24 protein-coding genes are annotated in these 24,463 nt (G+C 47.5%); 5 read left to right on the top strand and 19 right to left on the bottom strand.

The genetic code is table 11. The features are described 5' to 3' along the window. Positions 1 to 150: 150 nt before the first annotated feature. Positions 151 to 735 carry a signal peptidase I gene (lepB, locus tag MKY01_RS03455; RefSeq protein ID WP_315371266.1) on the bottom strand — a complete coding sequence of 195 codons (585 nt, stop codon included), beginning with the start codon at positions 733 to 735 and terminating at the stop codon, positions 151 to 153. A 346-nt stretch (positions 736 to 1,081) separates the two neighbouring features. Next, complete coding sequence (locus MKY01_RS03450) at positions 1,082 to 1,507, bottom strand: GNAT family N-acetyltransferase (protein ID WP_017690782.1); 426 nt, start codon at positions 1,505 to 1,507, stop codon at positions 1,082 to 1,084. Positions 1,508 to 1,927: 420 nt separating this feature from the next. Here MKY01_RS03450 and MKY01_RS03445 point away from each other — a divergent pair, with 420 nt between their 5' ends. Beyond that, the gene (locus tag MKY01_RS03445) at positions 1,928 to 2,539 is read left to right on the top strand and encodes a superoxide dismutase (protein WP_036614138.1); all 612 of its coding nucleotides are present in this window, start codon (positions 1,928 to 1,930) and stop codon (positions 2,537 to 2,539) included. Positions 2,540 to 2,849: 310 nt separating this feature from the next. On the opposite strand, the gene mutY is transcribed toward MKY01_RS03445, so the two are convergent. Both mutY and acpS read right to left on the bottom strand, forming a co-directional pair. After that, positions 2,850 to 4,217 (bottom strand): A/G-specific adenine glycosylase, encoded by a 1,368-nt coding sequence (mutY, locus tag MKY01_RS03440; RefSeq protein ID WP_339285370.1) that lies wholly within the window; start codon positions 4,215 to 4,217, stop codon positions 2,850 to 2,852. Between the two features lie 29 nt (positions 4,218 to 4,246). Then, a complete protein-coding gene (gene acpS, locus MKY01_RS03435) occupies positions 4,247 to 4,645 on the bottom strand; it encodes a holo-ACP synthase (protein WP_036614140.1) in 399 nt (132 codons plus the stop codon). A gap of 250 nt (positions 4,646 to 4,895) precedes the next feature. On the opposite strand from acpS, the gene MKY01_RS03430 reads away from it, so the two are divergent. Continuing rightward, positions 4,896 to 5,711 (top strand): alpha/beta fold hydrolase, encoded by an 816-nt coding sequence (locus tag MKY01_RS03430; protein ID WP_339285368.1) that lies wholly within the window; start codon positions 4,896 to 4,898, stop codon positions 5,709 to 5,711. 159 nt (positions 5,712 to 5,870) lie between these two features. Here MKY01_RS03430 and nadE read toward each other — a convergent pair whose 3' ends face one another. From nadE to MKY01_RS03415, 3 genes are all read right to left on the bottom strand, one after another. After that, entirely contained in the window at positions 5,871 to 6,680 is an 810-nt protein-coding gene (nadE, locus tag MKY01_RS03425; RefSeq protein WP_017690787.1) for an ammonia-dependent NAD(+) synthetase, read from the bottom strand. Between the two features lie 139 nt (positions 6,681 to 6,819). Next, positions 6,820 to 7,254 carry a BrxA/BrxB family bacilliredoxin gene (locus MKY01_RS03420; RefSeq protein ID WP_017690788.1) on the bottom strand — a complete coding sequence of 145 codons (435 nt, stop codon included), beginning with the start codon at positions 7,252 to 7,254 and terminating at the stop codon, positions 6,820 to 6,822. A gap of 221 nt (positions 7,255 to 7,475) precedes the next feature. After that, positions 7,476 to 9,170, bottom strand: coding sequence for an ATP-binding protein (locus MKY01_RS03415; protein ID WP_339285366.1), 1,695 nt, complete (start codon positions 9,168 to 9,170; stop codon positions 7,476 to 7,478). A gap of 195 nt (positions 9,171 to 9,365) precedes the next feature. On the opposite strand from MKY01_RS03415, the gene MKY01_RS03410 reads away from it, so the two are divergent. Further along, positions 9,366 to 10,634: an NAD(P)/FAD-dependent oxidoreductase gene (locus MKY01_RS03410; protein ID WP_036668236.1), complete on the top strand. Its 1,269-nt coding sequence runs from the start codon at positions 9,366 to 9,368 to the stop codon at positions 10,632 to 10,634. Positions 10,635 to 10,775: 141 nt separating this feature from the next. Here the strand turns inward: MKY01_RS03410 and MKY01_RS03405 are convergent, their stop codons facing one another. From MKY01_RS03405 to MKY01_RS03370, 8 genes are all read right to left on the bottom strand, one after another. Next, the gene (locus tag MKY01_RS03405) at positions 10,776 to 11,159 is read right to left on the bottom strand and encodes a hypothetical protein (RefSeq protein WP_339285364.1); all 384 of its coding nucleotides are present in this window, start codon (positions 11,157 to 11,159) and stop codon (positions 10,776 to 10,778) included. Positions 11,160 to 11,393: 234 nt separating this feature from the next. After that, positions 11,394 to 12,641 (bottom strand): ABC transporter permease, encoded by a 1,248-nt coding sequence (locus MKY01_RS03400; RefSeq protein WP_339285362.1) that lies wholly within the window; start codon positions 12,639 to 12,641, stop codon positions 11,394 to 11,396. Between the two features lie 21 nt (positions 12,642 to 12,662). Then, positions 12,663 to 13,394: an ABC transporter ATP-binding protein gene (locus MKY01_RS03395; RefSeq protein ID WP_339285360.1), complete on the bottom strand. Its 732-nt coding sequence runs from the start codon at positions 13,392 to 13,394 to the stop codon at positions 12,663 to 12,665. Between the two features lie 96 nt (positions 13,395 to 13,490). Next, on the bottom strand, positions 13,491 to 13,658 hold the full coding sequence (locus MKY01_RS03390) for a hypothetical protein (RefSeq protein WP_339285358.1): 168 nt from the start codon (positions 13,656 to 13,658) through the stop codon (positions 13,491 to 13,493). Positions 13,659 to 13,660: 2 nt separating this feature from the next. Continuing rightward, positions 13,661 to 13,924, bottom strand: a complete 264-nt coding sequence (locus MKY01_RS03385) for an AbrB family transcriptional regulator (protein ID WP_315373177.1) — start codon at positions 13,922 to 13,924, stop codon at positions 13,661 to 13,663. A 149-nt stretch (positions 13,925 to 14,073) separates the two neighbouring features. Next, the gene (locus tag MKY01_RS03380; RefSeq protein WP_339285356.1) at positions 14,074 to 15,636 is read right to left on the bottom strand and encodes a hypothetical protein; all 1,563 of its coding nucleotides are present in this window, start codon (positions 15,634 to 15,636) and stop codon (positions 14,074 to 14,076) included. Between the two features lie 49 nt (positions 15,637 to 15,685). Beyond that, the gene (locus MKY01_RS03375) at positions 15,686 to 17,035 is read right to left on the bottom strand and encodes a hypothetical protein (protein ID WP_339285354.1); all 1,350 of its coding nucleotides are present in this window, start codon (positions 17,033 to 17,035) and stop codon (positions 15,686 to 15,688) included. Between the two features lie 207 nt (positions 17,036 to 17,242). Beyond that, entirely contained in the window at positions 17,243 to 18,574 is a 1,332-nt protein-coding gene (locus MKY01_RS03370; protein WP_339285353.1) for an MFS transporter, read from the bottom strand. 346 nt (positions 18,575 to 18,920) lie between these two features. On the opposite strand from MKY01_RS03370, the gene MKY01_RS03365 reads away from it, so the two are divergent. Continuing rightward, positions 18,921 to 19,382 (top strand): MarR family transcriptional regulator, encoded by a 462-nt coding sequence (locus MKY01_RS03365; protein ID WP_017690799.1) that lies wholly within the window; start codon positions 18,921 to 18,923, stop codon positions 19,380 to 19,382. A gap of 422 nt (positions 19,383 to 19,804) precedes the next feature. On the opposite strand, the gene MKY01_RS03360 is transcribed toward MKY01_RS03365, so the two are convergent. The 3 genes from MKY01_RS03360 to MKY01_RS03350 form a co-directional block, all read right to left on the bottom strand. Then, positions 19,805 to 21,310 carry an MDR family MFS transporter gene (locus MKY01_RS03360; protein ID WP_339287076.1) on the bottom strand — a complete coding sequence of 502 codons (1,506 nt, stop codon included), beginning with the start codon at positions 21,308 to 21,310 and terminating at the stop codon, positions 19,805 to 19,807. A 271-nt stretch (positions 21,311 to 21,581) separates the two neighbouring features. Then, the gene (locus tag MKY01_RS03355; protein ID WP_076254763.1) at positions 21,582 to 22,154 is read right to left on the bottom strand and encodes a GNAT family protein; all 573 of its coding nucleotides are present in this window, start codon (positions 22,152 to 22,154) and stop codon (positions 21,582 to 21,584) included. 199 nt (positions 22,155 to 22,353) lie between these two features. After that, positions 22,354 to 22,650, bottom strand: a complete 297-nt coding sequence (locus MKY01_RS03350; protein ID WP_076254765.1) for a hypothetical protein — start codon at positions 22,648 to 22,650, stop codon at positions 22,354 to 22,356. Positions 22,651 to 22,835: 185 nt separating this feature from the next. Between MKY01_RS03350 and MKY01_RS03345 the strand changes: the two genes are divergently transcribed. After that, the gene (locus tag MKY01_RS03345) at positions 22,836 to 23,333 is read left to right on the top strand and encodes a GAF domain-containing protein (RefSeq protein WP_036614172.1); all 498 of its coding nucleotides are present in this window, start codon (positions 22,836 to 22,838) and stop codon (positions 23,331 to 23,333) included. A 151-nt stretch (positions 23,334 to 23,484) separates the two neighbouring features. On the opposite strand, the gene MKY01_RS03340 is transcribed toward MKY01_RS03345, so the two are convergent. After that, a complete protein-coding gene (locus MKY01_RS03340) occupies positions 23,485 to 24,297 on the bottom strand; it encodes a TipAS antibiotic-recognition domain-containing protein (RefSeq protein WP_127550840.1) in 813 nt (270 codons plus the stop codon). Between the last annotated feature and the right edge of the window lie 166 nt (positions 24,298 to 24,463).

Below are 24,463 nucleotides of genomic sequence, written 5' to 3'. Positions count from 1 at the left end.
ACACTTATTCCGTAAATAGTGAACGCCCGCCTCACGGTAAGAGGACAGGCGTTAATTTCTATATATGCCTTGCATACTTGAATTCAAACGGAACCAACTCTATATGGTTTAACGCAAAATGCAGTCTGAAGTTGTTGTCCTGTAAGCATTTTACAATTTCTTCAATTCAGAAAACGGCCAGAAAATAAATTCAGCCTTGCCTACAATCTGGTCGGATGTAATACTGCCAAACACTCGGCTATCCTTACTTTTGCCTTCATGACGATTATCCCCCATCACGAAGAAATGATCCGGCTCCAAGGTGATTGGGCCAAAATCTGGGTCCTGCACCTCAATGTCGGTGTACGTTTCCGCTTGTTGCTCGCCGTTCACATATAGATGGTGATCCCTAACTTCAATTGTATCTCCCGGAAGTCCAACGATCCGTTTCACCAGAAAATCCTTCTTCTCCACACCTTCGCTTGGATCACGAAGTACGATGACATCTGATCGGGAAGGATTACCCAGATGGTATACGATTTTGTTGACGAAAAGGCGATCTCGCTCAACCAGTGTCGGCTGCATGGACTGTCCCTTGACCATTGACAGATTAAACACAAACAGGTTCAGCAGCATCATGATTACAAAAGCAACAACAATCGTTTTGACCCAGTCCCACAGCTCGACAGCCCATGATTTCCCCGGTTGTTCAGGCTTTGACGGTTCATTTCGTTGCTCGGAAGTCACATGTTCCATTGAATGATTATTGGAATTCAAAGGGACACCTCATTTATTAAATAGTTGAATTAAACTTGTAACATGGTAACCATACTCCCTTTCAGTCTACTCCATTTGGGAGAGTGAAACAATTGGTTATGAGCACCAATACCTTGGTTATCGTGAATACAGCCGGGATAGTCAGGGTGATTTAAATAGAATTCAGGGACTCCGAAGCATGTTCAGAAAATGAGGAAACCAGAGGAATATGACGTGAAGAACACTCATATAAATAGAAAGGCACATCCCTCACGTTCTTACACGTTAAAGAGATATGCCTAATATGAAATGAAAATCTTTTTTTATTTCTTTTTAAACATGCAAACTAAGCTTTGGACAAAATACTAAGAGTCTGGAAAGCGCTCATAATCTGATTGGCACCGTAACCCATTGCTTCATATAGAGGCATGGCTACTTTGTTGTGCTCATCACCCGCCACCCATACTTGGCTGACTTTACGCTGCTGGAACCGCTGTTCCATAGCCTCGACAAGTGTTTTGCCGACTCCACGGCGACGATAGTCTGGATGTACCGCAATACGGTAGATACAACCCTGGTTGTGATCAATCGTACCGATCAAAGCGCCGACGAGGTCTCCCTCTTCTTCCGCAACCATGATCAGATCAGAATCCCATGACAATTGACGGGCAAACGGGCCCATCGTGTTCTCATAACACTCTTCCGATAGTGCAACCTGGAGAAGCTCCGTCATCTGGCTTGCATCACTCAACTGAAAGGAACGAACGTGCATGTCTTAAATCTCCCTTTTCGTTAGCTTAGATGAGGTTTTTTACAAAAAGGGAATCCCTTTTTACCAAAAACCCAATGTTCATATAATGACAAAAAACGAGAAAATACCGCTTCTTCGTCAATTAAACCATACTTTTCTCCATAAAACACGCATTTTCTTTTGAAAGCGCTTAATTGTAACCGTTTACATACGAATATTAAAATTTTCATCCATTTAAACGTCTGAAAACACATAAATAGTTGCATAAAGGGTAAAATATGTTTGTTATCTCTGGCCCATCATTAGATCAACGCCTCGGGGGACTTAATAAACAAAAATGTTGCTTAATTAGCTCGAATGCGGTTTAATATTAGTGGCAAGGGTATTATTACATATGTACCTGTTTTCAAAAAAAACTAAAATCTCAGGAGGTATTTCATTATGACTTTTCAATTACCAGCACTTCCTTACGCTAACGACGCACTGGAACCACATATCGATGCAAAAACGATGGAAATCCACCACGATCGCCATCACAATACTTATGTAACTAACTTGAACGCAGCTCTGGAAAGCGCTCCTGAACTGCAAGAAAAAAGCTTGGAAGATCTGATTGCTAACCTTGACAGCGTACCTGAAGGCATCCGCACAGCGGTTCGCAACAATGGTGGTGGACATGCTAACCACAGCCTGTTCTGGGAAATCATCGGACCTAACGGCGGCGGCGCTCCTACAGGCGATATCGCAGCAGCTATCGATAGCGAACTGGGTGGCTTTGATAAATTCAAAGAAGATTTCGCTAAAGCAGCTACAACTCGCTTCGGTTCCGGCTGGGCTTGGCTCGTAGTTGGTAAAGATGGCAAGTTGTCCATCACTAGCACACCTAACCAAGACAGCCCTCTCTTCGAAGGTCTGACTCCGGTTCTGGGTCTGGATGTATGGGAGCACGCTTACTACCTGAACTACCAAAACAAACGTCCTGACTACATCGCCGCTTTCTGGAATGTAATCAACTGGGATGAAGTGAACAAACGTTACGCTTCTGCAAAATAAGACTGTTAGCATGCAACAGTTAACATAAAAGAGAGCCTGATTCGGTCATCATGACCGTGATCAGGCTCTCTTTTTGCTATCACTATAGTTAATGGGTGTTTTGTTTCTAACGAACCCAGGACACGTTATTGCTCGATATTTCATCGTATCGCGAACCTAACGAATCTCAGAGTAGCTATTTCCCCAGATACGGGCTTTGATACGCACTTTTGGGTTGATTTGTCTATGATAACGTCACTCAGGTTCGTTAGAATCTATAATTGTGGTATATCCACATGATAAGACCTCTGGAGTTCGTTAGCTCCCCCATTTAATCATTCACTTGATCATACGCACCAGCAAAATAACTGCTGATCAGCTTCAGGAAGATATTCGGGAATGCCATCTTATCCATATCTTCCGGACCGATCCAGCGGTAGGTCAAGCCATCGCCTTTACCTGTCAGTGTCGGAGTGCTCAGCGCTAGGTCACTAACATCAGATGATGACATCAACATCTCTCCATCGTTAAGCGATGTTGAGATGTTCTGCGCATTAGGCGTGCCTGGCTCCGATGAATGCGTCGTGTCTGACTCAGGTGACACAGTTGACGATGAGGCTGTGCCCTCCCTTGTTGCCGCCTGTGCATCGTAGGCGGCTCTGGCTTCCGCTGCGATCAGCGGAAGCTCACTGCTCTGGTCCTGCTCGGTACACTTGTACACCTGTAGGCTCCAGACAATGTGGCTGAACACATGCTCCGCATGGGTAGCCAGCCCTTCCGGGCGGGCAGCGAAGCCTTCCGCCCACAGACTGCCGGCCAGCAATGCCATGGCCGGCTCATCCGCCAGCGGCGCCGCCTTCTTGCTTGCTGCGGCAGGCGCCGCGAGCACATGCGGCAGCTCCCACATGCGGGCCAATAGGCCCGTGTCTGGGCGCTGGCGCACAAGCACTTGGCCGCGATGAGCACCGCGGCCCTCCACAATCGCGACCAGCCGTTGCTCAGGGCGCGGCGGCTTCGCCTTGGTCTTGACCGGCAGTGTAAGCTCTCTTCCGGCGATGCGGCCGGAACATTGCTCCATGACCGGGCAAGTCAGGCAGTGCGGCGCTTTGGGTGTGCATACCAGCGCACCAAGCTCCATCAGCGCCTGATTGAAATCACGCGCCCGCCCTTCCGGAATGAGCTCTCCTGCGAGCTCTTCCATCAACACCCGGGTGCTGCCCTTCATAATGTCCTCATCGATGAGGAAGTATCGGGACAGTACCCGCATGACATTGCCATCTACCGCAGGCTGCGGCTGGTTGAAGGCAATGCTGAGAATGGCCCCGGCCGTGTAGGGGCCAACCCCTTTTAATGCAAAGACAGCCGGCTTGTCCTGCGGCATCTCGCCTCCGTGCAGCTCCATGACTTGTCTCGCAGCTGCCTGAAGATTACGTGCACGGGAGTAATAACCGAGTCCCTCCCAATTTTTCAAGACGTCTTCTTCTGGTGCCTCCGCCAACGCCTGCACGGTCGGGAAATTCCCGATAAAACGATTGAAATACGGAATTACCGTATCGACCCGAGTCTGCTGAAGCATAATCTCCGATACCCATGTGAAATAAGGATTGTTGTGGCGACGCCACGGCAAATCCCGTCGGTTGACCATATACCAGTCCAGCAAATTCACGCTGAAATGTTGTTTCTGTTCCTGTAAACCCATATTTCCGTCCTCTCCTATTGCCAAGCTAACTACTTTTCCATCTGCTCCACGATCGCAAAGGCCGCTGCCAATTCCGTCTGATGCGTAATACTCAAATGAATGTCATATTGCTTATCATATGGCAGCTGCAGACGTTCCCAGGCTTGACTGGACAGCGAGGCCACGGGACGTCCTGTCCCATCAGGCAGCACCTCAATGTCAGTGAAGCCCATGACACCACCAATACCGCAGCCAAATGCCTTAGACACCGCTTCTTTCGCTGCAAATCGACCGGATACAAACTCCGTCATCCGCTTCCCTCGACGAACCGCGATCTCCCGCTCTGCTGGCGTTAAAATTCGTTTTATGAAAGCTTCCGCATGGCGACCGGACAGCAGCTTCCGCATACGTCCAATCTCCAGCACATCATTGCCTATGCCATATATCATCAATGCTTCACCCGCTTAATCTTTTATACTGTAAGAGGTTATTCAAAAAGTCCCATCTTCTCGGTACTGAAAACCGCTCTTTTTGAACCTTCATTGTAAAAGATCTCCATTCAATCACATGATCCGTAACTCTCCGAACACGTATTCTATTGTAGCAGGAGGGGCGATCAGAAGCGAGTACCTATCCGCATTACCATATATGCTAAAATATGAATTAGGAATCGTCTAAAATTCTTAGGAGGTCTGAATAATGCCCATAACTTTTGAATTGCCCACTGACGTAGATGCGATCATTCGCGGGGACTTTTTCCCTGCACAACAACCCGCTCAAGGTGTTATCGTTCTGTCTCACGGATACAAAGGCTTCAAAGACTGGGGCATGTTCCCCTATGCAGCTTCACAGCTAAGCCAGACGCATCATGTGCTGACCTTTAATTTCTCTCACAACGGTATCGGCGAATATCTGGAGCAATTCTCTGAACTTGAAAAGTTCGCAGTGAATACCTACAGCCGGGAGCTTGCCGATCTGGCCCTGGTATTGGAACATGTGGCTACACAACCTGAACTCACTGGACTTCCTGTATACCTGGTTGGTCATAGCCGCGGTGCGGGCGTAAGTCTCGTCTATGCACTGGATCATCCCGAGCAGGTGGCAGGTGTCATCTCCTGGAATGGCGTAACCAATCTGGATCTCTTCACAGCGGAGCAAAAAGAAGAAATGCGTACGCATGGCCGTAGCCATGTCGTTAACGGACGAACAGGCCAGCAGATGCCACTGGACGTGGCTATTCTGGAAGACCTGGACAAGCATAGCAAACGTTACGTTATCCTTGACCGCTTGGCTTCTTCAACTTTGCGAGTCGCACTCATTCAGGGAACAGAAGATCCCCAGCGTCTGCGGGACGGTTCTGCCGCACTGGTTCAAACCCGCCCTGATATCCCATGGCACCAGGTGCCTGAAGGGAATCACACCTTTAATACGGTACATCCATTTAAAGAAACCACTCCGCAACTGGAGCAAGCCATCACCCAAACCCTGCAACAGATCAAAGACTGGAATAGTTAACTCATCTTTAATATAGTAATCACCTGGATTTTTGCGGTTTCTTGCTCCACATAACAAAAGAGTCACTGCGTGAGCAGTGACTCTTTTGCATTCCCTAAGAGGGACGTTATTTCAATGTTGGTGTTAACAGCCTATATCAATCATGCTCATTCATCCGTATTAGATACCAGGAATGGCATTGCGTTTGTGATGTGTACGCGTATAGAACGCTTCAAGGCGCTCTTGTGCAGCCGGATCGATCTGTTTGCCTTCGAGATAGTCGCTGTTCGCTTCATACGAAATTCCCAGCTCATCTTCGTCCGTCTGACCTTCCCATAGCCCTGCTGATGGTGCTTTGTCCAAAACAGCCTGTGGAACGTTCAGATATGCTGCCAACTGGCGTACCTGACGTTTGTTCAGGGTGCTCAGTGGTGTGATATCCACAGCACCGTCGCCCCATTTGGTATAGAAGCCTGTAATGGCTTCAGAAGCGTGATCCGTACCTACAACGAGCAAGTTCTCTTCAAACGAAAGCGCATATTGCATAACCATACGAGTTCTCGCTTTGACATTACCTTTGCCTTGGTGAGTCATATGACGTGGGCTACCCAAGGATTTGAAACCTTGCTCCACCTCCAGCGCAATCTCGTTAACTGCATCTTCGATATTGGTTTCCACGACATGCTTCAGATCGTATGCTTTGGCTACAGCGTAGCTGTGATCGATATCGGATTGTTCACCATAAGGTTGGAACACACCAAGCGTTTTGTACTCTTGGTTGTTCTCTTGCGTAAGCTCGTCCGTCGCTTTTTTGCAAAGCGCCGTAGCCACTGCGCTGTCAATACCGCCGCTGATTGCAATCAGCAAACCTTTGGCACCCGCATTTTTTACATACGTCTTCAGAAAATCAACACGCTTGCGTACTTCCTCTTCCTCATTAATGCTTGGTTTAACCTTCAATTCAGCGATGATCTGTTGTTGCAAACTCATCGTTCACACACCCCGTTTCTAAATGAATGAAATTTGATGTCCAGCTTGAAAGGTCCGAATGGTTCAATAACCTTATCTATCCAAAATGAAACGCCCCGGCATCGGTGATCCGAAGGGCGGGGCGTTCTATTGGAGCGAATTAACGGCAGTAACGGTCAAATGCACTTTTGAGATCAGCCGCAATATCCTCTGCAGAACGGTCTTCCACTTGATGACGCTCGATAAAGTGAACGAGTTCTCCGTCTTTCATCAGAGCGATGGACGGTGAAGATGGAGGATACGGTGCAAAGAATTCACGTGCTTTTGCAGTTGCTTCTTTGTCCTGACCAGCAAATACAGTGTACAGGTGATCAGGTGTAATATCGTGCTGCAGTGCTTGGGACACACCTGGGCGACATTGACCTGCGGCACATCCGCATACAGAGTTAATGACAACCAGCGCTGTTCCTTTTGCATCCGGAAGACTTGCTTCCACTTCTTCAGGAGTACGCAACTCCTGGATTCCTAGACGAGTTAAATCATCCCGCATCGGTTGAACCATATCTTTCATGTATTGATCAAATGACATCGACATTCGGTTTCACTCCTTATAAATGGTTGTTCTATGATCTCGATAGAATTAAAGGCCAATTACTCTCCAAAACAACGTTACATTCATATCGAACATTATGGATGTAATGATGTGCTATTCCTATTATACATCCATAAGCAATGAAAGCAAGATTCAGAAACCGCCTGCGGAAAGGCTTCTTCCATAATATTATGTCTCAATGTCTGGCAATATATGCTGAATGACTAACGTTCAAATGCCACTTTGAAGGTCGTGCCCTGGCCTTCCTCCGATTCCACAGTAATGGTTCCGTTATGTCGTTCCACAATACTCAGGCACATGGACAATCCAAGTCCGGTTCCCTTGGCTTTTGTCGTATAGAAAGGTTCAAACAGCTTTTCCTTCTTCACTCTGGGTAGACCAGGTCCTGTGTCACGTACACACAGTTCCACCTTATCATCCACTATCCGTGTCTCCAGTGTAAGCACACCCTTCTCATTCATGGCTTCCATCCCGTTACGGGCCAGGTTCAACACCACCTGTTTGATTTCCTTAGAATTGAGATGCAGCTTTGGCACATTATGGGCCAACATGAGTTCTATACTCTGACCACGCAGGTTCGCATCCGCCCATAACAACGGACTGAGTTCATGGATGATATCGTGCAGCTGGGATTCTTCTTTCTCGGCAATACGATTCTGAGCCAAAGACAAGAAATCATTAATGATACTATTGGCCCGGTCCAGCTCTTCCAGAACGATCCGGTAATAGTGATCGAGGGAATCAGGACTCTTTTCCTGCATGAGTTGAAGAAAGCCACGTACAACCGCCATTGGATTACGCACCTCATGCGTAATGCTTGCAGCCATCTGCCCCACCAGACTGAGACGATCCACATTATCCAGTTCACTTCGCAACATCTCAAGCTCCGTGATATCCTGGATGATCAGCATGGCTCCTGTAACTTCTCTCGCAGACTCTGTTGAAAAGGCATAAATCGGTACGGTTCGGGATTGAAATACGTGTGCACCGTAACGAACGGTCAACCCACTAATCTCACCATGAACGACGGCTCTGCGAATGCTTTTATCCATCTTGTCCGCCTGACCTTGTTCAACAAATTGACTGGCAGGCTGTCCAATGAGATCAGGCGTGGAAGTACAAGGTAGCTGCTCCCTTGCCGTTTGCTCCATCATCTCATTGACAAACATCACTGTGCCTTGTTTATCTACGGTGGCAATGGAGAGAGGCACTGCGTTCAGAATCTGATGAAGTTTCTCCGTTTCGGCTATGTATCGCTGGTGGACTTCCGAGAGATGTTGCTCCAGCCCGCGATAGTGCTTCATCCGTTCCAGCCATAGCAGACTCAGACTGCCCGCAACAATGGCTCCAGCGGTATATCCAAGTGCTGTAAGTATCATGTAGGTCGCAGAGTATGTGGATTCATTCTGGAGGGATGCGATCCATAACAGACTCGTTACAACCAGTTCCATTGTAATCAGGATGATGAGGATCGCCATTTTGCGTGAAGGTGTATTATGCTTGAATCGTTTGGCAGACAACCATACAATAGGATAGAGAAGAATGCCCGTATGAAGGAGAAATCCGTACAGATCATAGGGATGCGCAAAAAGAAAATAGAAGAGAATATGTAGAATGGACAGCGTTACGCCTATAGCGGACTTACAATACAAAATAACAAGTATCACAGGTACGATGCTTAATGATATGGGTACGGCCACCGGGCTTGCATAGAGCGCAAACAGCAGACACAATAACATGCTCAGGGCACTTGTCACAGCAAAACTGGTATGAACAGTTCCGGCATGTTCCATTCTGGCAATAGCCCGCTTGGAGAGTACCAGGCGGAATAAGGGAATCAGAAATACCGCCGACCCTGCCAGCAGTACTTGTAAAAGCATGTCCTTTAACGCAACCACAATGCCATCTCCTCCTCTGCCTGCACATTCCCTCATGTATTTCTGATTAAAACATAGGCGACAGTATATTACAATATATCCCTTAAGACTGCGCAATAGAACTGCTCATAACTCCATTATATTTCAGAAAAAGCCAGGAGTAGACACATTTTTCGTAAAACAGACAAAATCAATGAAAAAAGAGGGTAATAACATATGTATGATGTCATTGTAATTGGTGGTGGATCTGCGGGCCTGATGGCTTGCGTTGCTGCTGCCGAGCATGGAGCCTCCGTGCTTCTGCTGGATAAAGGAGATCAACTGGGTCGTAAACTCGGCATCTCTGGCGGAGGTCGATGCAATGTAACCAATGCCAAGGAAACGGATGAACTCATCCGACATATTCCGGGTAATGGACGCTTTTTATATAGTTCGTTTCAAAATTTGGACAACCAGGGAATCATGCGTTTCTTCGAGAATCTCGGAATTGCCCTGAAAGAAGAAGACAACGGCAGAATGTTCCCTGTAACCGATAAAGCGAAAACAGTTGTGGATGCGCTGGTTGGCAAAATTGTCTCCCTCGGCGTTGAGATTCGCACCAAAGAACCGGTCAAGGAAATTATTCAGAATGGTCAGCAGATACAAGGTGTTAAATTGATATCCGGTAAAACCATTCTTGGGCGCTCTGTCATCATCGCTACCGGCGGCAAGTCCGTACCCCAAACGGGATCTACCGGAGATGGTTATCCTTGGGCTGAGGCTGCGGGTCACACGATAACGGAGTTATATCCGACCGAAGTGCCCATTGTGTCTGGAGAGAGTTGGATTCAGTCTAAAGAACTGCAAGGTTTGTCTTTAAGGGATATCGCTCTATCCGTAGTAGATGCCAAAGGAAAAACAGTCATCTCTCATCGCGGGGATATGATCTTCACGCATTTTGGCGTGTCAGGACCGGTTGCACTGCGCTGCAGCCAATTTATCCGCAAGGTTCAGATGAAGTCTGGAAACCCACAGGTCATTATGAGCATTGATCTGTTCCCGGAACTGTCCTTAGGTGCATTAGAAGCACAGGTGCAACAAGTATTGGAACAAGAGTCCCGCAAAGCTGTCAAAAATATTTTAAAAACATGGGTTCCTGAACGTATGATTCCCTTAATGATGAAACGGGCAGAGATCAGCGATGACCTCACGTTCCACCATTTCCCCAAAGGTATGTTAAGCAACTTGTGTGGGCTAATGAAAGCTTTTACCTTCCGTGCAGACGGAACAAGATCGCTCAAAGAAGCCTTTGTTACTGGGGGAGGAATCCACTTAAAGGAGATATACCCAAAAACAATGGAATCCAAGCTGCTGCCTGGACTATTCTTTTGCGGTGAAGTTTTGGATATTCACGGCTACACCGGAGGGTATAATATCACTGCTGCTTTCTCCACGGGATATACGGCTGGCATGCATGCGGCTGAATATAAACACGTTACATCATAATAGGTATTACACACTTTAAGCGCATGATGAATTAGCTCAGATGCCCAAAACCCCGATATCCACATCTGTGGACGATCGGGGTTTTGGGTATTGTTCCATTTTAGAAAAATTAGCTCGAACTGCTCTTAGCTTGTGATGCTCCTATGCTTTCACACTGCCTGAGAATCCATCAGCCGAATCATCGTATGTTGGGTCATCGCTATAGTTATGTCTGCCTTGCTCCGTCTGGCTTCCCTGGTTTTGGCTCGCATAACCCTCATTCCAGTCTTCATTCACGAGATGAGCCGGAATCGATATATTCTGAAACTGATCCAGCTCTTCCGTTGGCGAGGCAAATACGGCACTTCCTCCATGAGATTGTACAATCTCTACGGCAGACTGAGGATCTTGGCGATCTGTAGGGATGTACAGTTCCAGCGGCCCGGACTGATACGGCTTATATCCCAACTCCTCCAAGGTTGCCCTGGCGGCATTCAACGCTGAATCGTCTGAGAAGTGCACCTGTAGTTCGCTATTATCCATCATCGTCTCTTCCTCCTTGCTACAGCTAATCTCTCATCATCCATAGATGAGATTCTTCTTCTATAGCATGGGCAGAACTAGCGCACGATATGCTCCGAAGGAAGCAGATTTTGCCGAATTTTCGTTCCAAGCAAGGAAGTTTTCCGCAGGCGTGCCGGGGCACGTCAAGGGAAAGTGACACAGCATGGGGCGAAAAGGCGGTAAAAGATGAACTTCAGCGAGTTTTTGAGACACGTCCTAGGCCCGGGTCAGCCGAACCCATCCGGCAATAGATAAGACGCAGAGTCCAAAAGCCACCGCACCTGCAGCTGTTAAAATACCGACGATCCAGCCGATCCAGGCCAATCCCAGCGTGAATCCCATAAGAATACCAATCGGGATGAACAACATCCGAACCATCATTGAACCTGCAAGATGCAGCGCCTCCGAGTCATACGTTATGAGCTGAACATAGTCGGACGTGGCAAAAACATCCCAGGAACGATAAAACATCACCGTTAACATGATAATCAATAATGCACACACGATGATATTGACCGGAAAAGGCGGTAAGGCAACTGCTGCAATGGACAGTCCTCCAAGCTGCAGATACAATTTCATCGTGGCCGAGTTCCGGAAAAATGCCTTGAATGCAATCTCTGCTGTCCGATTCGCGATGGAACGATTGCGTAACAGTTTACGCGGTTTGCGGAAGATGATGGACCGTGTTCGTGGGGCTTTCGGCTTGCTCACCGCCCGGCTTAACATTATAGCTGTAAGCTGCAGCCTGCTCCGCAGATCCTCCCGCACATCCCCTTCAAACGTTCCCTTCATCAATAGCCTCATCTGTCCAACTGTAATTAGAAGAAGCATGATAATTACGATTCCAAAACTGATTTTCCACGTCTGTCCATGCATCCATGATGTCGCATTAATGGTCATGTAACCTATGCCAATGACGAGAGGGATCATCTGAATCCAGCGTCGCCATCCAGTATGTCGAACCTTCGTCATATGTAGTGTTATGGCTTGGAATGAAGCTACCGCACCAAACCAGACAGCCATAAGTGCAATCTGGAGATTCGACATCTCATAGACACGGGACCACAGGGGTGCGGTCAGCGCTGTAATCAGGATCATTTTGCCCAGATGTTGCAGACAGGACCGGTAGAGCCCTTGCCTCATTAACGTGCGCATCCACAACGGTCTTGATTTCAAAAACAATACATCCGCTTCCTCCACAAATATCAACACACCACCGGTAAGCATAACCACGTCGATCAGCCCAGTCAGTACGGGGAGCGGTAATCCTGTCGCCCATGCAGGCAGTGGTTTGGTCCACAGACTCGTGTACCATCCAATCAGATAGAGCAGACCCGGAACAAGCAGGTATACCCACACTGTCCAATCCACGACGAGTCTGAGATTTTTCATCTGTTCCTTGAAATGCTCTATGCGTCTTCGTCTGTATAAACGAAGTGGGGTATAACGCTGGGAAGTTTCCATTCTCTCTCACCCTCTCTCTATCTAAGACGTCAGTACATCGAAACAGTCAAACAAAGAGGCTTCCGGTAATCCTGCCGCTTCACGGATCTCATCCAATGTTCCCTCGGCAGCAGATCTGCCCGAAGCAATCAGAATAAACCGGTCGCAGATTCGTTCAGCGGTATCCAGTACATGCGTAGACATGAGCACACCCGCACCGCGGCGACGTTCATCATCTAGTAATTTTAGAAAATCCTTGGTTGCACGAGGGTCCAGTCCGATGAACGGCTCGTCCACAATATAAATATCCGGTGAAGACAGAAATCCGATCATCAACATCATTTTCTGCCGCATGCCCTTTGAGAAACTGGCTGGAAGATCATTCCGAACATGGTCCATACCGAAACGAATCAACAGTTCCTCCGCTCTGGCAATAAAAGCTTCTTCCTCCATTTCATACGCCGCTGCGGCCAGATCAAGATGTTCCCATAGCGTCATATATTCATAAAAAACCGGTTGCTCCGGGATATAGGCATAACGACCATCTCCCCCAATCGTCACTTCATAGTTCGCATGTTCCAGCAGACCAAGAAGCGTTTTGATTGTGGTACTTTTGCCCGCACCATTTGGTCCGATAATACCCACCAGTTCTCCTCGCGCCACATTCATTCGAATATTGCGTATGGTTGATTGTCCCGGCTCGTATCCTGCCTCTGTAATATGTACGTCCAATATGGACTCCTGTACTTCCGTGCTTTTATATTCCGTTTCCATATCATTCACTCCCTGTTCTGATCAGGTGTTTATTTCATTCTTTATGTTTTATTGTAATCGAGTTGCGGGCTGTATGTTTGATCATTTTGAGCATTTCTATATAGATGGGTAGGCTTCGTTACCAAAAGCTGGTGATTGTGCTCTTACAACCGCAGATTCAAGCAGATCAGAATCTTTAACTCCAATCTGCTCTCCAGGACTGTAACGCTTAATCATAACGACGTTGATCGCAATAACCTCTTGAATACTCAAATACCGGGTCATGATCATCTGTCCTTGAGACCTTTCAAGGTTTGATCATATTCACCCATCACATCAGCCAATGTATCCATAAAATCACTACTGATTCCGTTAGGCAAATTAACTTTTGCAGACTTTTTAATAATAATCTCCCCATTGGACTGATTTACTTCGATTTGAACCATATCGCCTTGCTCAAGACCAATTTGTTTGAAGGCATCCGTCATTTTTAATCCAAGACTATTACCGAATTTAGTTACTTTTCGTTCCATCTCACTCACCCTATTCATTCATTAATCCCCACTAGTTGTACCATTCAACTGTTATAACAATAACACTGAAACTTTTGTCTATTTGCATATTATTTCAAATTTTATAATAAAAAAGAAGCAGGGGTTCCGGAGCCCCTGCTTCTTCATATTACAGTGAAAATCTCATATTACCGATTTGTCTCCACCGCAGATGTAGTTTCACTCTCTGCATCTGCATCCACGTTCAGATCCAGATCCAGAGCACCGCGACTTTCGTTTGCATAGCTACTGTTCACTTTACGATCAACGTCATTCACGCTGTTGTTGCGTTCGGATTGAGCCATCGTTGCACTCTCTCCTTCGGCATTCGCGTTCAGACCCAGATCCAGTGCTCCACGGCTTTCGCTCGCAGTGCTACTGTTTACGTTACGCTCACGGTCATTCACGCTATTGTTGCGTTCGGATTGAGTCCATGTCGCACTCTCTCCTTCGGCTTTGGCGTTCAGCCCCAGATCCAGTGCTCCGCGGCTTTCGCTCGCATAGCTGCTGCTGCTGTCGGTACGCTCACGGTCATTCACACTGTTGTTGCGTTCAGATTGAGCCATCGTTGCACTCTCTCCTTCGGCATTCACGTTCAGACCGAGATCCAGTGCGCCACGGCTTTCGCTCGCAGTGCTACTGTTCGTGTTACCCTCGCCGTCTTTCACGCTGTTAGTGCGTTCAGATTGAGCCATCGTTGCACTCTCTCCTTCTGCTTTTGCGTTAAGACCTAGATCCAGTGCTCCACGGCTTTCGCTCGCAGTGCTACTGTTTACGTTACGCTCACGGTCATTCACGCTATTGTTGCGTTCGGATTGAGTCCATGTCGCACTCTCTCCTTCTGCTTTCGCGTTCAGACCCAGATCTAGTACACCGCGGCTTTCGCTCGCATAGCTGCTGTTCGTGTTACGCTCTCTGTCTTTCACGCTGTTGTTGAGTTCAGTTTGAGCTACTGTAGCACTCTCACCTTCAGCTTTCGCGTTCAGACCCAGATCCAGCGCGCCACGGCTTTCGCTCGCATAGCTACTGTTCACATTACGCTCGCCGTCTTTCACGCTGTTAGTGCGTTCAGATTGAGTCATCGTTGCACTCTCTCCTTCGACTTTTGCATTCAGACCGAGATCCAGTGCGCCACGGCTTTCACTCGCATAGCTGCTGTTCGTGTTACGCTCGCTGTCTTTCACGCTGTTATTGCGTTCAGATTGAGTCCATGTTGCACTCTCACCTTCGGCATTCACGTTCAGACCGAGATCCAGCGCTCCACGACTTTCACTCGCATAGCTGCTGTTTACTTTCCGATCATCGCCGCCTCTTGAATAGTCGCACATCGTTGTACCTTCTCCCGACACATTGGCATTCAGGCCAAGGCCCAGCTTGCCAGAACTGCTACGCTCAACTGTGTGGTCGGAAGAACGATCATTGTAACGGTTCATACTCTCGGAAGATAAGCCGGCGTTAAGGCCAAGATCCAGATTCAATACTCCAGTTGCACTGGATGAACCTCCGTAGCTACCATTGTTTCCGTAACCTGTGTCACGGTGTCCTGACAGAAGAGATCCTAACTCCAGACGCAAACCTGCATTTAGATCCAGATTACTACTGCTGTTATTGCTATAGCTATCTGCGTAAGTTGCCTGCGAAGCTCCCAGCAATCCAGCCACCAACGTACCCGACAATACCGACAATTTTACCCAACGATTCACTTTTTTCATGATTATATACACTCCTTCTCAATTTTGGTTGAATTAACGCCATTGTTGCCTAAGAGAAAGAGGTATATTGCGGCGGCCGCCCAGGCGGTGCCTGTGACCATTGACTGAACCCATCGAGCCGTTCCATTCGGAAAGCAAAATCGTAATCTGGTGTAACCAGACCTGTTGTTGCTCCCGGAAGCGCAGCGGCTGGAGCGGTTGCTCCACCTCCAGTTACACCGGACGAACCGGAGTTTGTCCCTGCGGAAGCATTAGCTGCTCCGGGAGAAGTTGTTGCAACAGACCAACTGGTTGGTCGTTCTGTGCGAGGTTGCAATGGAGATGATGCATCGACATCATCTTGTTTCAGATTGGCTTCCTGGTTACTCTGCACTTGTTCAGTGACAGCTGGTTTAGCAGTTATCTGATCTACGAGGAATAACTCGTTATCAGGCAATCCTGCAATTACATCGGAATCCTGCGTCAGATCGGTTCCTTCCATAGGCAATGCCTGCGGGACAACAGGTTGTTCTGGACGCACTACTGGTTCCGGGGTGACCTCCATCACTTTACCCGTAACCTGTATTGCGTCCTGTCCTTCCTCGTTGTTCTGTGGTGAAACAGGATCTGCGAGTGCACTCGTATTGGAAATTTCAACATTCGGTGTTTTGACGATCGTCGGCTTTTCTGGAGTGACTACAGGCGGTTCCAGCTTCACACTTGGAATCTCCACCTTTTCCTGATCAGGATTGAGTTCAGTGGATACGTCTACAACTGGAACTTCTGCTTCCACAGATGGCAGCTGGACATTTCCCTTACTCAGATCAACACGGGATGAAGAGATATTGATCGAAGTAACTTCAGGTACATCCACCTTCACGGAAGGTAATTCAACCTTGCCCTGCCGAAGATCTGTTTTCACAGCGGACGTCTCTGCCTTGATCACCTCGGGTACCTCTGCGGTAACGCCAGGCAAGGAAGCTGTACCTTCGTTGAGGTTCATCTGACTGCTTGATACATCGGCTTTGATCACCGGTGTATCCGCCTGTACAGACGGCAGTTCGACGGTTCCCTTCTTCGCATCAACCCCAATCTCTGATGTTCCGGCCGATCCAAGCGGTGTATCTACTTTCAGCTCAGATACACTCAGCTTACCTGTCGATTCATTCGCTTTGATCGACGGAACTTCAACATCCAGCAGTGGTGTGGATACCGATACTGACGGAGTCAGGTTCAACCCGCCATCCGAATCACGTGAAAACAAACTGAGCGACAATCCGCTGGAAGGTTTTTCAGAAGATACCTGAGCCTCGTCTGCGTATACATGTGACGATCCAAACCCCAGCATCAAAGTCCCGGCAAGTATTGCCAGTGGTATGCTTCCAAGACGTATAATCGATTTTGGTAACTTTACATTCAAGTTGCTTCACCCCCTTTCCGCTAATGCGTTGGTGGGACAAGGCATATGAGTTTTCCCCTAGGAATAATTAGAATACAGGGATTTCTGCCTGTTCCTCATTAAACGTGAAGGCGTTTACTCAAACGCTTTTTAATCATAAACTTAAAATTTGAAGTAAATTCAAACCTTCATTTCAACTGTTCTAACCTGAGCAGATCCGGCCTGTTTTCAGTCGCCTGCAATCATGGTCTTGGCTTCAATGGAGCCAGTCAGATCGGCTTTTTCCCCGCTACGTTTCATCAAATAAATCAAACCAAGCAGGGTCAGCAAAATGCCTGAACAGACAAAAGCCGGCACTACACCAAATGAAGTGACCATAAATCCACCTACCACCGGGCCCATAATATTACTGGCTGTCATCACGCTGCCTACCGTTCCAAATACCCTGCCTGTCATCGCCTCAGGTGTCTGTTCCTGCAACAGGATCTGAAAGGGTACAATTGCAAACCCAATTCCGACACCTGCCAGGGCAAAGAGGGATACTAACAACAGATTGGCACCTAGCCCGGCGTGCGGCCAAATCCCAACAATAACTCCGGCTCCGCCGATAACCAGACCCATGAGTGTGGTACCCAGACCCATTTTCAAAACATGCCCTGCATGCTTCCACTTCCGTACACTCATCGCTGCAATTAATGTACCTGCGCCACTTGCTGCCACGCACCATCCCAGCAGATCAGTTGAAATTCCGGGAAGTTGTCTGAATAACACCACAGTCTGTGAATCGGCAAATTGCAGAAAAAGTATGGCTGAAGCAAGCAAAATCAGAGACGTTCCTACATGAGGGAGAGATGCAAGCATGCGGATACCCTCCAGTGTTTCTTTCCAAAAAGAGCCTTTTGAGCGGTTGCGAACATCCCCAGCTGGCTCTTCCTCTACTTCTGTTACGTTATGAATTGCGGTTTGGATCACCCGAGTTCCAGGAATCCACAATAAAATGATGCCGGAGATCAGAAAAGACGCTGAATCGAGAACAAAACACCAGGTAATTCCAAAGGCGGCTACCAAAAGTCCGCCAAGCGCTGGACCAATAATTTTGGACATCTGTTCGATCACCGAGCTGATGGATACAGCTTGCGCAAGTTGTTCGCGGGGTACAATTTCCTTCAGCTTTCCGTTTTTGGCCGGAGAGAAGATTACATCAAACAGGGATTTGAGGACAAGCAGTATGTAGACGTGCCAGATCTGGTCAGCAAAAATTAACGCACCCACGATGATAATCCGTGCACCATCGGCTACAATCATCAGCCATTTTCGGTTCAGGCGATCTGCAAGTGTGCCTGCGAATGGCCCTGTCAACAGTATGGGTAGTGCTGCGGAAAGTGTGACAAATGTAATCTCCCATGGCGTTGCATTCCAGCGGATACCCACGAGGGTCAGAATTGCGAGCAGATGCAGCCAATCACCCAGATTGGAAATAGCCTGTGCCACCATCAATGTTACAAAAGATCGGTTATTCTTCAGCGGTCGTTGTCCTTCAAACGTTAAATCACTTGTCATCCTTCTTCTCCTCCATTATCTTCCAATTCATAGTATGAACCCATTATATAGAGCAGCCCTTGACTCGACCTCCTGCCAGAGGCGGAGAAAAAGCGACATCTGAAGGATGATTTTTCAGCATGATGAATGATCAAATTTTAAATGCTAAAAATGCAAATCTTGTGACATATCGCATGTTTTTCGTAGAAATAGAAGTTTACAATTAAACTATGGCGACAACCTGAATCGTCAAACATAACTAACCAACTCATATAAGTTGAAATACTCTTTTACATGAACAGCATAACGGAGAGGACCCCTCTTCATCATTTCAACTTATAAACTAATCTGAAAAGGCGGGATCAGCATGCTGGAATTACAAGAAATCGGAACCGAACGTTCACTTCATCTGTACCGCACCTTGGCCCAGACATTCAAGAGCGTGAATGAACACGCTGTATCCGGAAGCAAAGTGCATGGCTTCAACCCCACCGCATACGGGGTGCTCGAAGTGTTATATATGAAAGGAGCTCAGCCGATTCAACAGGTTGGCGCACAACTTCTGCTGCAAAGTGGTAATGTGACCTATGTGATCGATAAGCTGGAGCAAAAAGGATTGTTACACCGCAAACATTGTCCGCAAGACAGACGTATCATCTTTGTGGAATTGACCGAAGAAGGACAGCGCACCATGGATGACATCTATCCAGGCTATGCGTTGAAGATTGATCGGGCTGTAAGTGGACTAAGTGAGGAAGACAAGGAATTGCTGTCCGAACTCTTGGGAAGGCTTGCACATTCTGCAGACCGTTTATCAGCGAGCAGCTAGAGCGTATCTTTAAACCTGTCGAAAGCGGGAGCGCTAACGCTAACGAACCTGTGACGTCTTATTCAGGGGTTTGAAGCGCTTGCAGCATTTTAAGGAATCTGACACACGCTATCTTTGAATAAACAGCCGTTTACAACGTGTTTTTCAGGTTATTTCGGGAAATAACGTGTCTCATGTTCCTTACAATTTAAAAAGAGGAGCAGAAGGTCAAATAAGACGTCCTCAGTTCCTTAGAAATTCGTCTGGACAATTCACCAGGATCAGCCAGCCTGTAATTCAAAATACTTTAGATCCGAACATCCCCCAACGTATCACTTGCCTGAGTTTGAAAATATACTCTAATCCACTGCACATGTGCCATCAACAAAAATAACCGGATTTGCCTGACATCGGCGAATCCGGTTTTTCGTATACATCCACTTTTACTTTGAGCCTTGTGGCTGCCGTGGAGCATCTGCATCTTCGGGTACGATCAAACGTTTGCGTAGAGCAAGCGTGGTTACCCACGAGATCAGTGCAATGACAAACATAATGACAAACAGGGAATGCAAGCTTCCTTCCAGAACGTTACGCAGCAACGCCCATTTGTCATCCGATAGGGCAGCATCCGTATGTGGAGCGAGCAGTTCATTCAGATCATTCTCCGAAATTCCAGCCTCCGCCAGATTCTGTTCACTGGATAACGTGGAGATCCGATAGTTCAACCAAGTACCAAAAGCCGCTGCACCAATCGTCTGTCCCAACGTACGCATGAACGTATGCAGTGCCGTAGAGGAACCACGTTCCTTATACCCTACAGACGACTGCGCAATAATGGTGAAGATCGTAAACGCAAATCCGAAGCCGAGACCATAAATAAAGGTCAATATAAAGAGCACAGCCTGCGGGGATGTCCCGCCCACCAGAAAGAGTCCACCCGATCCAATCGCAATACCGGTTAACCCAATCAATGCGGTCATACGTGATCCAATTTTCATCAACAGGCGGCCTGCCATCACACTACCAATGAGCCAACCCACCGACATCGGCGCGAGCAGCAGCCCAGATTCCGTCGCATTACCTCCCCGAACCCCCTGCACCCAGAGCGGCAAATAACTGGTCAGGCCGATCATCAAAGTACTGGTCAGGAGTCCGGCGATATTCGCCACACGGATGTCCCGTATTCGGAACAAATGTAGTGGAACCATAGGGGCCTGAGCTCTTTTTTCCACCACAAAAAATAAAATAATAAACAGAGCGGCGACCACACTCAGCACAACAATCAACGGAGAACTCCAGGCATAATATTGCCCACCCGCCGACAGGACAAATAACAATGCGGTAATGCCCACCGTGAAGGTCAGCGCACCGACATAGTCAATTTTGGCTGTACGCGGCGAGATATCTTCCTTCAGATAACGAAATACAAACCACATTGCAAGCAGACCAAACGGCACATTAAAACCAAAGATCCACTGCCAGCCGAGATTATCTACAAAATAACCACCAAGCAGCGGTCCAGCCAGAGAGGAAATGCCCCACACGGAGCTAATCCAGCCTTGGATTTTGCCACGTTCTTCAATGGCGTAGATGTCCCCAATAATCGTAAATGTAACAGGAACTACCGCACCCGCACCAATCCCTTGAATAGCACGGAAAATAATCAATTGCTCCATGTTCTGCGACAGACAGCACAAGAGTGAACCCAGTAAAAATAACGCACAGCCAATCAGAAATACAGGCTTTCGTCCATACAAGTCACTGATTTTACCGAAAATGGGCGTACTCACAGCCATCGTCAACAGGTATGCGGTGAAAATCCAGCTCAGCAGCTGTACACTCCCCAGTTCACTGACAATGGTCGGCCCTGCCGGACCAATTACGGTGCCTTCAATCGCTGACAGAAATGTCGCGAGCAACAGCCCCGTCAAGATGAAACTGCGCTTCAAACCTCCAGTTGCATTCACACAAACCCTTCTCTCTTCATCTCTATATAATTGGTACGTTAATTTACACCTCTACTACGAACCAGAACAAGCTTCCAATCGCTGTTATCCCCAGATTTTTTCTTCTCCTCTCTATAGGAGAAATCCGGTGATAGCGTATGCTTCCGATGTAGCTTTCTTTCAGAAAGCTTTAAAGGCGATCGCTTCGCTTCTCCAGCTTTGTTCTGTTTCTTCGTTTACGTGTAAATTTAAAAGCAATTATATATTGTCTCTTTTATTTACCTTTCTTACGAAGAAACTCATCATACAACATGGAATACATCACCATATCTTTATATCCGGTGGACGTATGTTGCACCTGTCGCAGCAATCCTTCACGCGTGAAGCCGCGGTTTGTCAGGAACTCGCCGGAAGCCAGATTACGCGGATCAACCAGCGCTTCAATTCGATTAAGACCCATGGTCTCATATCCAAAGGGCAGCAATGCGGAGAAAGCCTCCGTCATATAACCATGTCGCCAATAATCACGTCCCAGCTCATAACCGATCTCACCCCGGAATGCGCCTTCAAGCTGCCATGTGTTAAAGCCACAGCTACCGATGAGCTTGCCTGTTTCTTTGAGTTCGATCCCCCAGCGGATCGCATCCTCTTCTCCTGCCATTTGGTTGAGCAGTCCAATCATGTCCGCCGCTTCGCTTGTCCCAATCATGGGTGCAAGATTCATGTAACGGGTCACCTCGCGATCTGACCAGCATGCGAACATTTGGGCCGCATCTCGGCGACGCATTTTACGCAGACGAAGCCGCGCAGTCTCCATTTCGGGAATTCTTCCTTTGCATTTATACATATAAAGACACTCCGATCCGATCTATCTCCGCAGACCATAATATTCACTAGTCATCTAATCATAACCTGCGCCGAATGGCAACTGTTCAGTCATGCACACACGTCAAAAAACCGGGCCAATTTCGCTCCCGGTCTTGATGTACGTTTGGAACAATTCAAGTTTGAGTGAATTACGGAATCATGGCTTGTCCTAATGAATTTTAAGCTTTGGACGTTTTCTTGCCCTTCCCCAGTAATTCATCGCTAACCCGGCCAAACACAGCCGTAATTTCCTTGAATTCTTCGATGCCAGTCCCGGTCAGGCTCCATTGGTCCCCGTGGGCGGTCAGGAAGTTCTCCTGTGTCAGGTGTTCAAGCTCCTGCTTGATCTCCCGCTCTCCAACGCGATATCCCCGTTCTTCCAATAGGGGCAGTGCCTCGCTAACGTTCAAATCCTGATTTTGCGCGAAATGTAGTAGATGAATCCGTACAAAAAGATTCTGTACCTCTGCATGCATAAGCCAAGCTCCTTCCCGGGTTATAGCCCTCCGTGGTTGCTAAGTAATTACCCCACGTAAGAAGCTGAGAAACAGGAGGATTCTTCAGGGATTCCCTTCCCTTTCCGAAATCCTCCGCTTGACTAACCGCATCCTCTGCACTATCTTGAAAATAAGTACCATTTTGCTCGGGAGGGTGATTTACCATGTTTCAAGCTGTTTCCTATGAAGGAACACGAAGTGAGCAGCACACCGCCGTCCTGGGACAGTTAAGTGCTCTGATCCGCGATGAACCTAGTGCGATTGCCAATCTGGCGAACGCTGCTGCGCTGCTCAATGTATTTATGACCGACACCAATTGGGTCGGCTTCTATCTGTATGATGGAAAAGAACTGGTCCTCGGACCATTCCAAGGACTGCCTGCCTGTATCCGAATTCCACTGGGACGTGGTGTATGTGGCACATCTGCTGCGGAAAAACGTACCCTGGTCGTTGATGATGTTCATGCCTTCCCAGGCCACATTGCCTGTGATGCAGCATCGAACAGTGAGATCGTTGTACCGATTATCAAAAACGGCGAACTTTACGGGGTGCTGGATATCGACAGCCCGATCAAAAACCGTTTTGACGACGAAGACCGCGTCTTCCTGGAGAAAGCCGTAAGCCTGCTCACAGAGCAGTTGGAGGCAACCATACCCCTTTAGGAAATGATGAATAAGGTGATCGGAGTCTCATCACATACGATGATGATGAACCCGTAATAACAAAGAGCGCAGTCCTCTCAGAGGTCTGCGCTCTTTGTTATCCATTATGATTCACACCCATGTTCTTGCTCGCCCATGTTACTTTATGCATCTAGGATAATTCATGTTCCGCTTTAATCATCATCCCATCCCGCAGGAATTCAGCCAGCCTCGGGTGGTAACCATCATACATCTGACGGAAATTTTTATGCTCTACATACAGATTGGCCAAATCCCGATAGATCTCAGCGGTGGGTGTATAATAACCTTTGATCCATTCAAGATGCCTGCCAATAATCTGTTGTACTTTTGCACTACCGGGCTCCAATCCGTCCTCAATGGCCTGTTGCAAGTCCAGATGAACTTGATCAATTTTCGCCTGGGAATCCAGATAATCTTCTTTTGACTTCAACTCCTGATTTTCAGGTAATGTGGATGAATTGGAAGATTGGATGTCGGACCTCTGAGAACCGTCTGTCTGCACATGGTTCATATTATTAGTGACTACAGCTTCAGAACCCGATTCATTCAGCAACTGGTGACGCCCCTTATTTACAAAACCGATATAAAGATCATGTTCATCAATTTCCTGTTCACCTTGCAAATGAGAGATCGTTTTGTCCAGTGTCTGAATCAATCCATGCAGACGGAGTGCCTTCTCCAGAATATCAATGCGATGCTGCTTCATGATGCGTATGACATCCTGAGGATTATCCCGGAGCATCGGGGCAATCTCATTCTCCTTCATACCTACTTCCTTACAGAAAAGGATTTGCTGGAGTCTCAGCAATTCCTGCTTTTCATAATAGATGTCCTCATCTATATCCCCAAAAGCCGGATTCAGAAGACCTGTCTCCGCATACTGGCTCAGTTCGTTCAGACTTACGCCTGACATTCCCGATACGTCAACCATGGAATATGCCATTTGAATACACCTCCTGCCTGTCCTGCAACTCCAGAGTTCAGGCTTAATTCATACTGCATTGTATTTGAATAATGAGAGAATATAAGACTTTCGGCAATGCTATACCGCTTCATTCCGCTCGTGCTCTGGATGGGTACATCATGCTTCGGTGATATGAGCGGCGTTT

The sequence above is a fragment of the Paenibacillus sp. FSL R5-0486 genome (assembly GCF_037975155.1).
GTDB classification, from domain to species: Bacteria; Bacillota; Bacilli; order Paenibacillales; family Paenibacillaceae; genus Paenibacillus; species Paenibacillus amylolyticus.
The sequence above is the reverse complement of the archived record's forward strand: the minus strand, read 5'-3'. Positions and strand labels throughout refer to the sequence as shown.

Coding starts and splice junctions, on each gene's coding strand:
- lepB (WP_315371266.1), bottom strand. CDS start 735: ATGGAACATGTGACTTCCGAGCAACGAAATGAACCGTCAAAGCCTGAA.
- MKY01_RS03450 (WP_017690782.1), bottom strand. CDS start 1,507: ATGCACGTTCGTTCCTTTCAGTTGAGTGATGCAAGCCAGATGACGGAG.
- MKY01_RS03445 (WP_036614138.1), top strand. CDS start 1,928: ATGACTTTTCAATTACCAGCACTTCCTTACGCTAACGACGCACTGGAA.
- mutY (WP_339285370.1), bottom strand. CDS start 4,217: ATGGGTTTACAGGAACAGAAACAACATTTCAGCGTGAATTTGCTGGAC.
- acpS (WP_036614140.1), bottom strand. CDS start 4,645: ATGATATATGGCATAGGCAATGATGTGCTGGAGATTGGACGTATGCGG.
- MKY01_RS03430 (WP_339285368.1), top strand. CDS start 4,896: ATGCCCATAACTTTTGAATTGCCCACTGACGTAGATGCGATCATTCGC.
- nadE (WP_017690787.1), bottom strand. CDS start 6,680: ATGAGTTTGCAACAACAGATCATCGCTGAATTGAAGGTTAAACCAAGC.
- MKY01_RS03420 (WP_017690788.1), bottom strand. CDS start 7,254: ATGTCGATGTCATTTGATCAATACATGAAAGATATGGTTCAACCGATG.
- MKY01_RS03410 (WP_036668236.1), top strand. CDS start 9,366: ATGTATGATGTCATTGTAATTGGTGGTGGATCTGCGGGCCTGATGGCT.
- MKY01_RS03405 (WP_339285364.1), bottom strand. CDS start 11,159: ATGATGGATAATAGCGAACTACAGGTGCACTTCTCAGACGATTCAGCG.
- MKY01_RS03400 (WP_339285362.1), bottom strand. CDS start 12,641: ATGGAAACTTCCCAGCGTTATACCCCACTTCGTTTATACAGACGAAGA.
- MKY01_RS03395 (WP_339285360.1), bottom strand. CDS start 13,394: ATGGAAACGGAATATAAAAGCACGGAAGTACAGGAGTCCATATTGGAC.
- MKY01_RS03390 (WP_339285358.1), bottom strand. CDS start 13,658: ATGACCCGGTATTTGAGTATTCAAGAGGTTATTGCGATCAACGTCGTT.
- MKY01_RS03385 (WP_315373177.1), bottom strand. CDS start 13,924: ATGAATAGGGTGAGTGAGATGGAACGAAAAGTAACTAAATTCGGTAAT.
- MKY01_RS03380 (WP_339285356.1), bottom strand. CDS start 15,636: ATGAAAAAAGTGAATCGTTGGGTAAAATTGTCGGTATTGTCGGGTACG.
- MKY01_RS03370 (WP_339285353.1), bottom strand. CDS start 18,574: ATGACAAGTGATTTAACGTTTGAAGGACAACGACCGCTGAAGAATAAC.
- MKY01_RS03365 (WP_017690799.1), top strand. CDS start 18,921: ATGCTGGAATTACAAGAAATCGGAACCGAACGTTCACTTCATCTGTAC.
- MKY01_RS03355 (WP_076254763.1), bottom strand. CDS start 22,154: ATGTATAAATGCAAAGGAAGAATTCCCGAAATGGAGACTGCGCGGCTT.
- MKY01_RS03350 (WP_076254765.1), bottom strand. CDS start 22,650: ATGCATGCAGAGGTACAGAATCTTTTTGTACGGATTCATCTACTACAT.
- MKY01_RS03345 (WP_036614172.1), top strand. CDS start 22,836: ATGTTTCAAGCTGTTTCCTATGAAGGAACACGAAGTGAGCAGCACACC.
- MKY01_RS03340 (WP_127550840.1), bottom strand. CDS start 24,297: ATGGCATATTCCATGGTTGACGTATCGGGAATGTCAGGCGTAAGTCTG.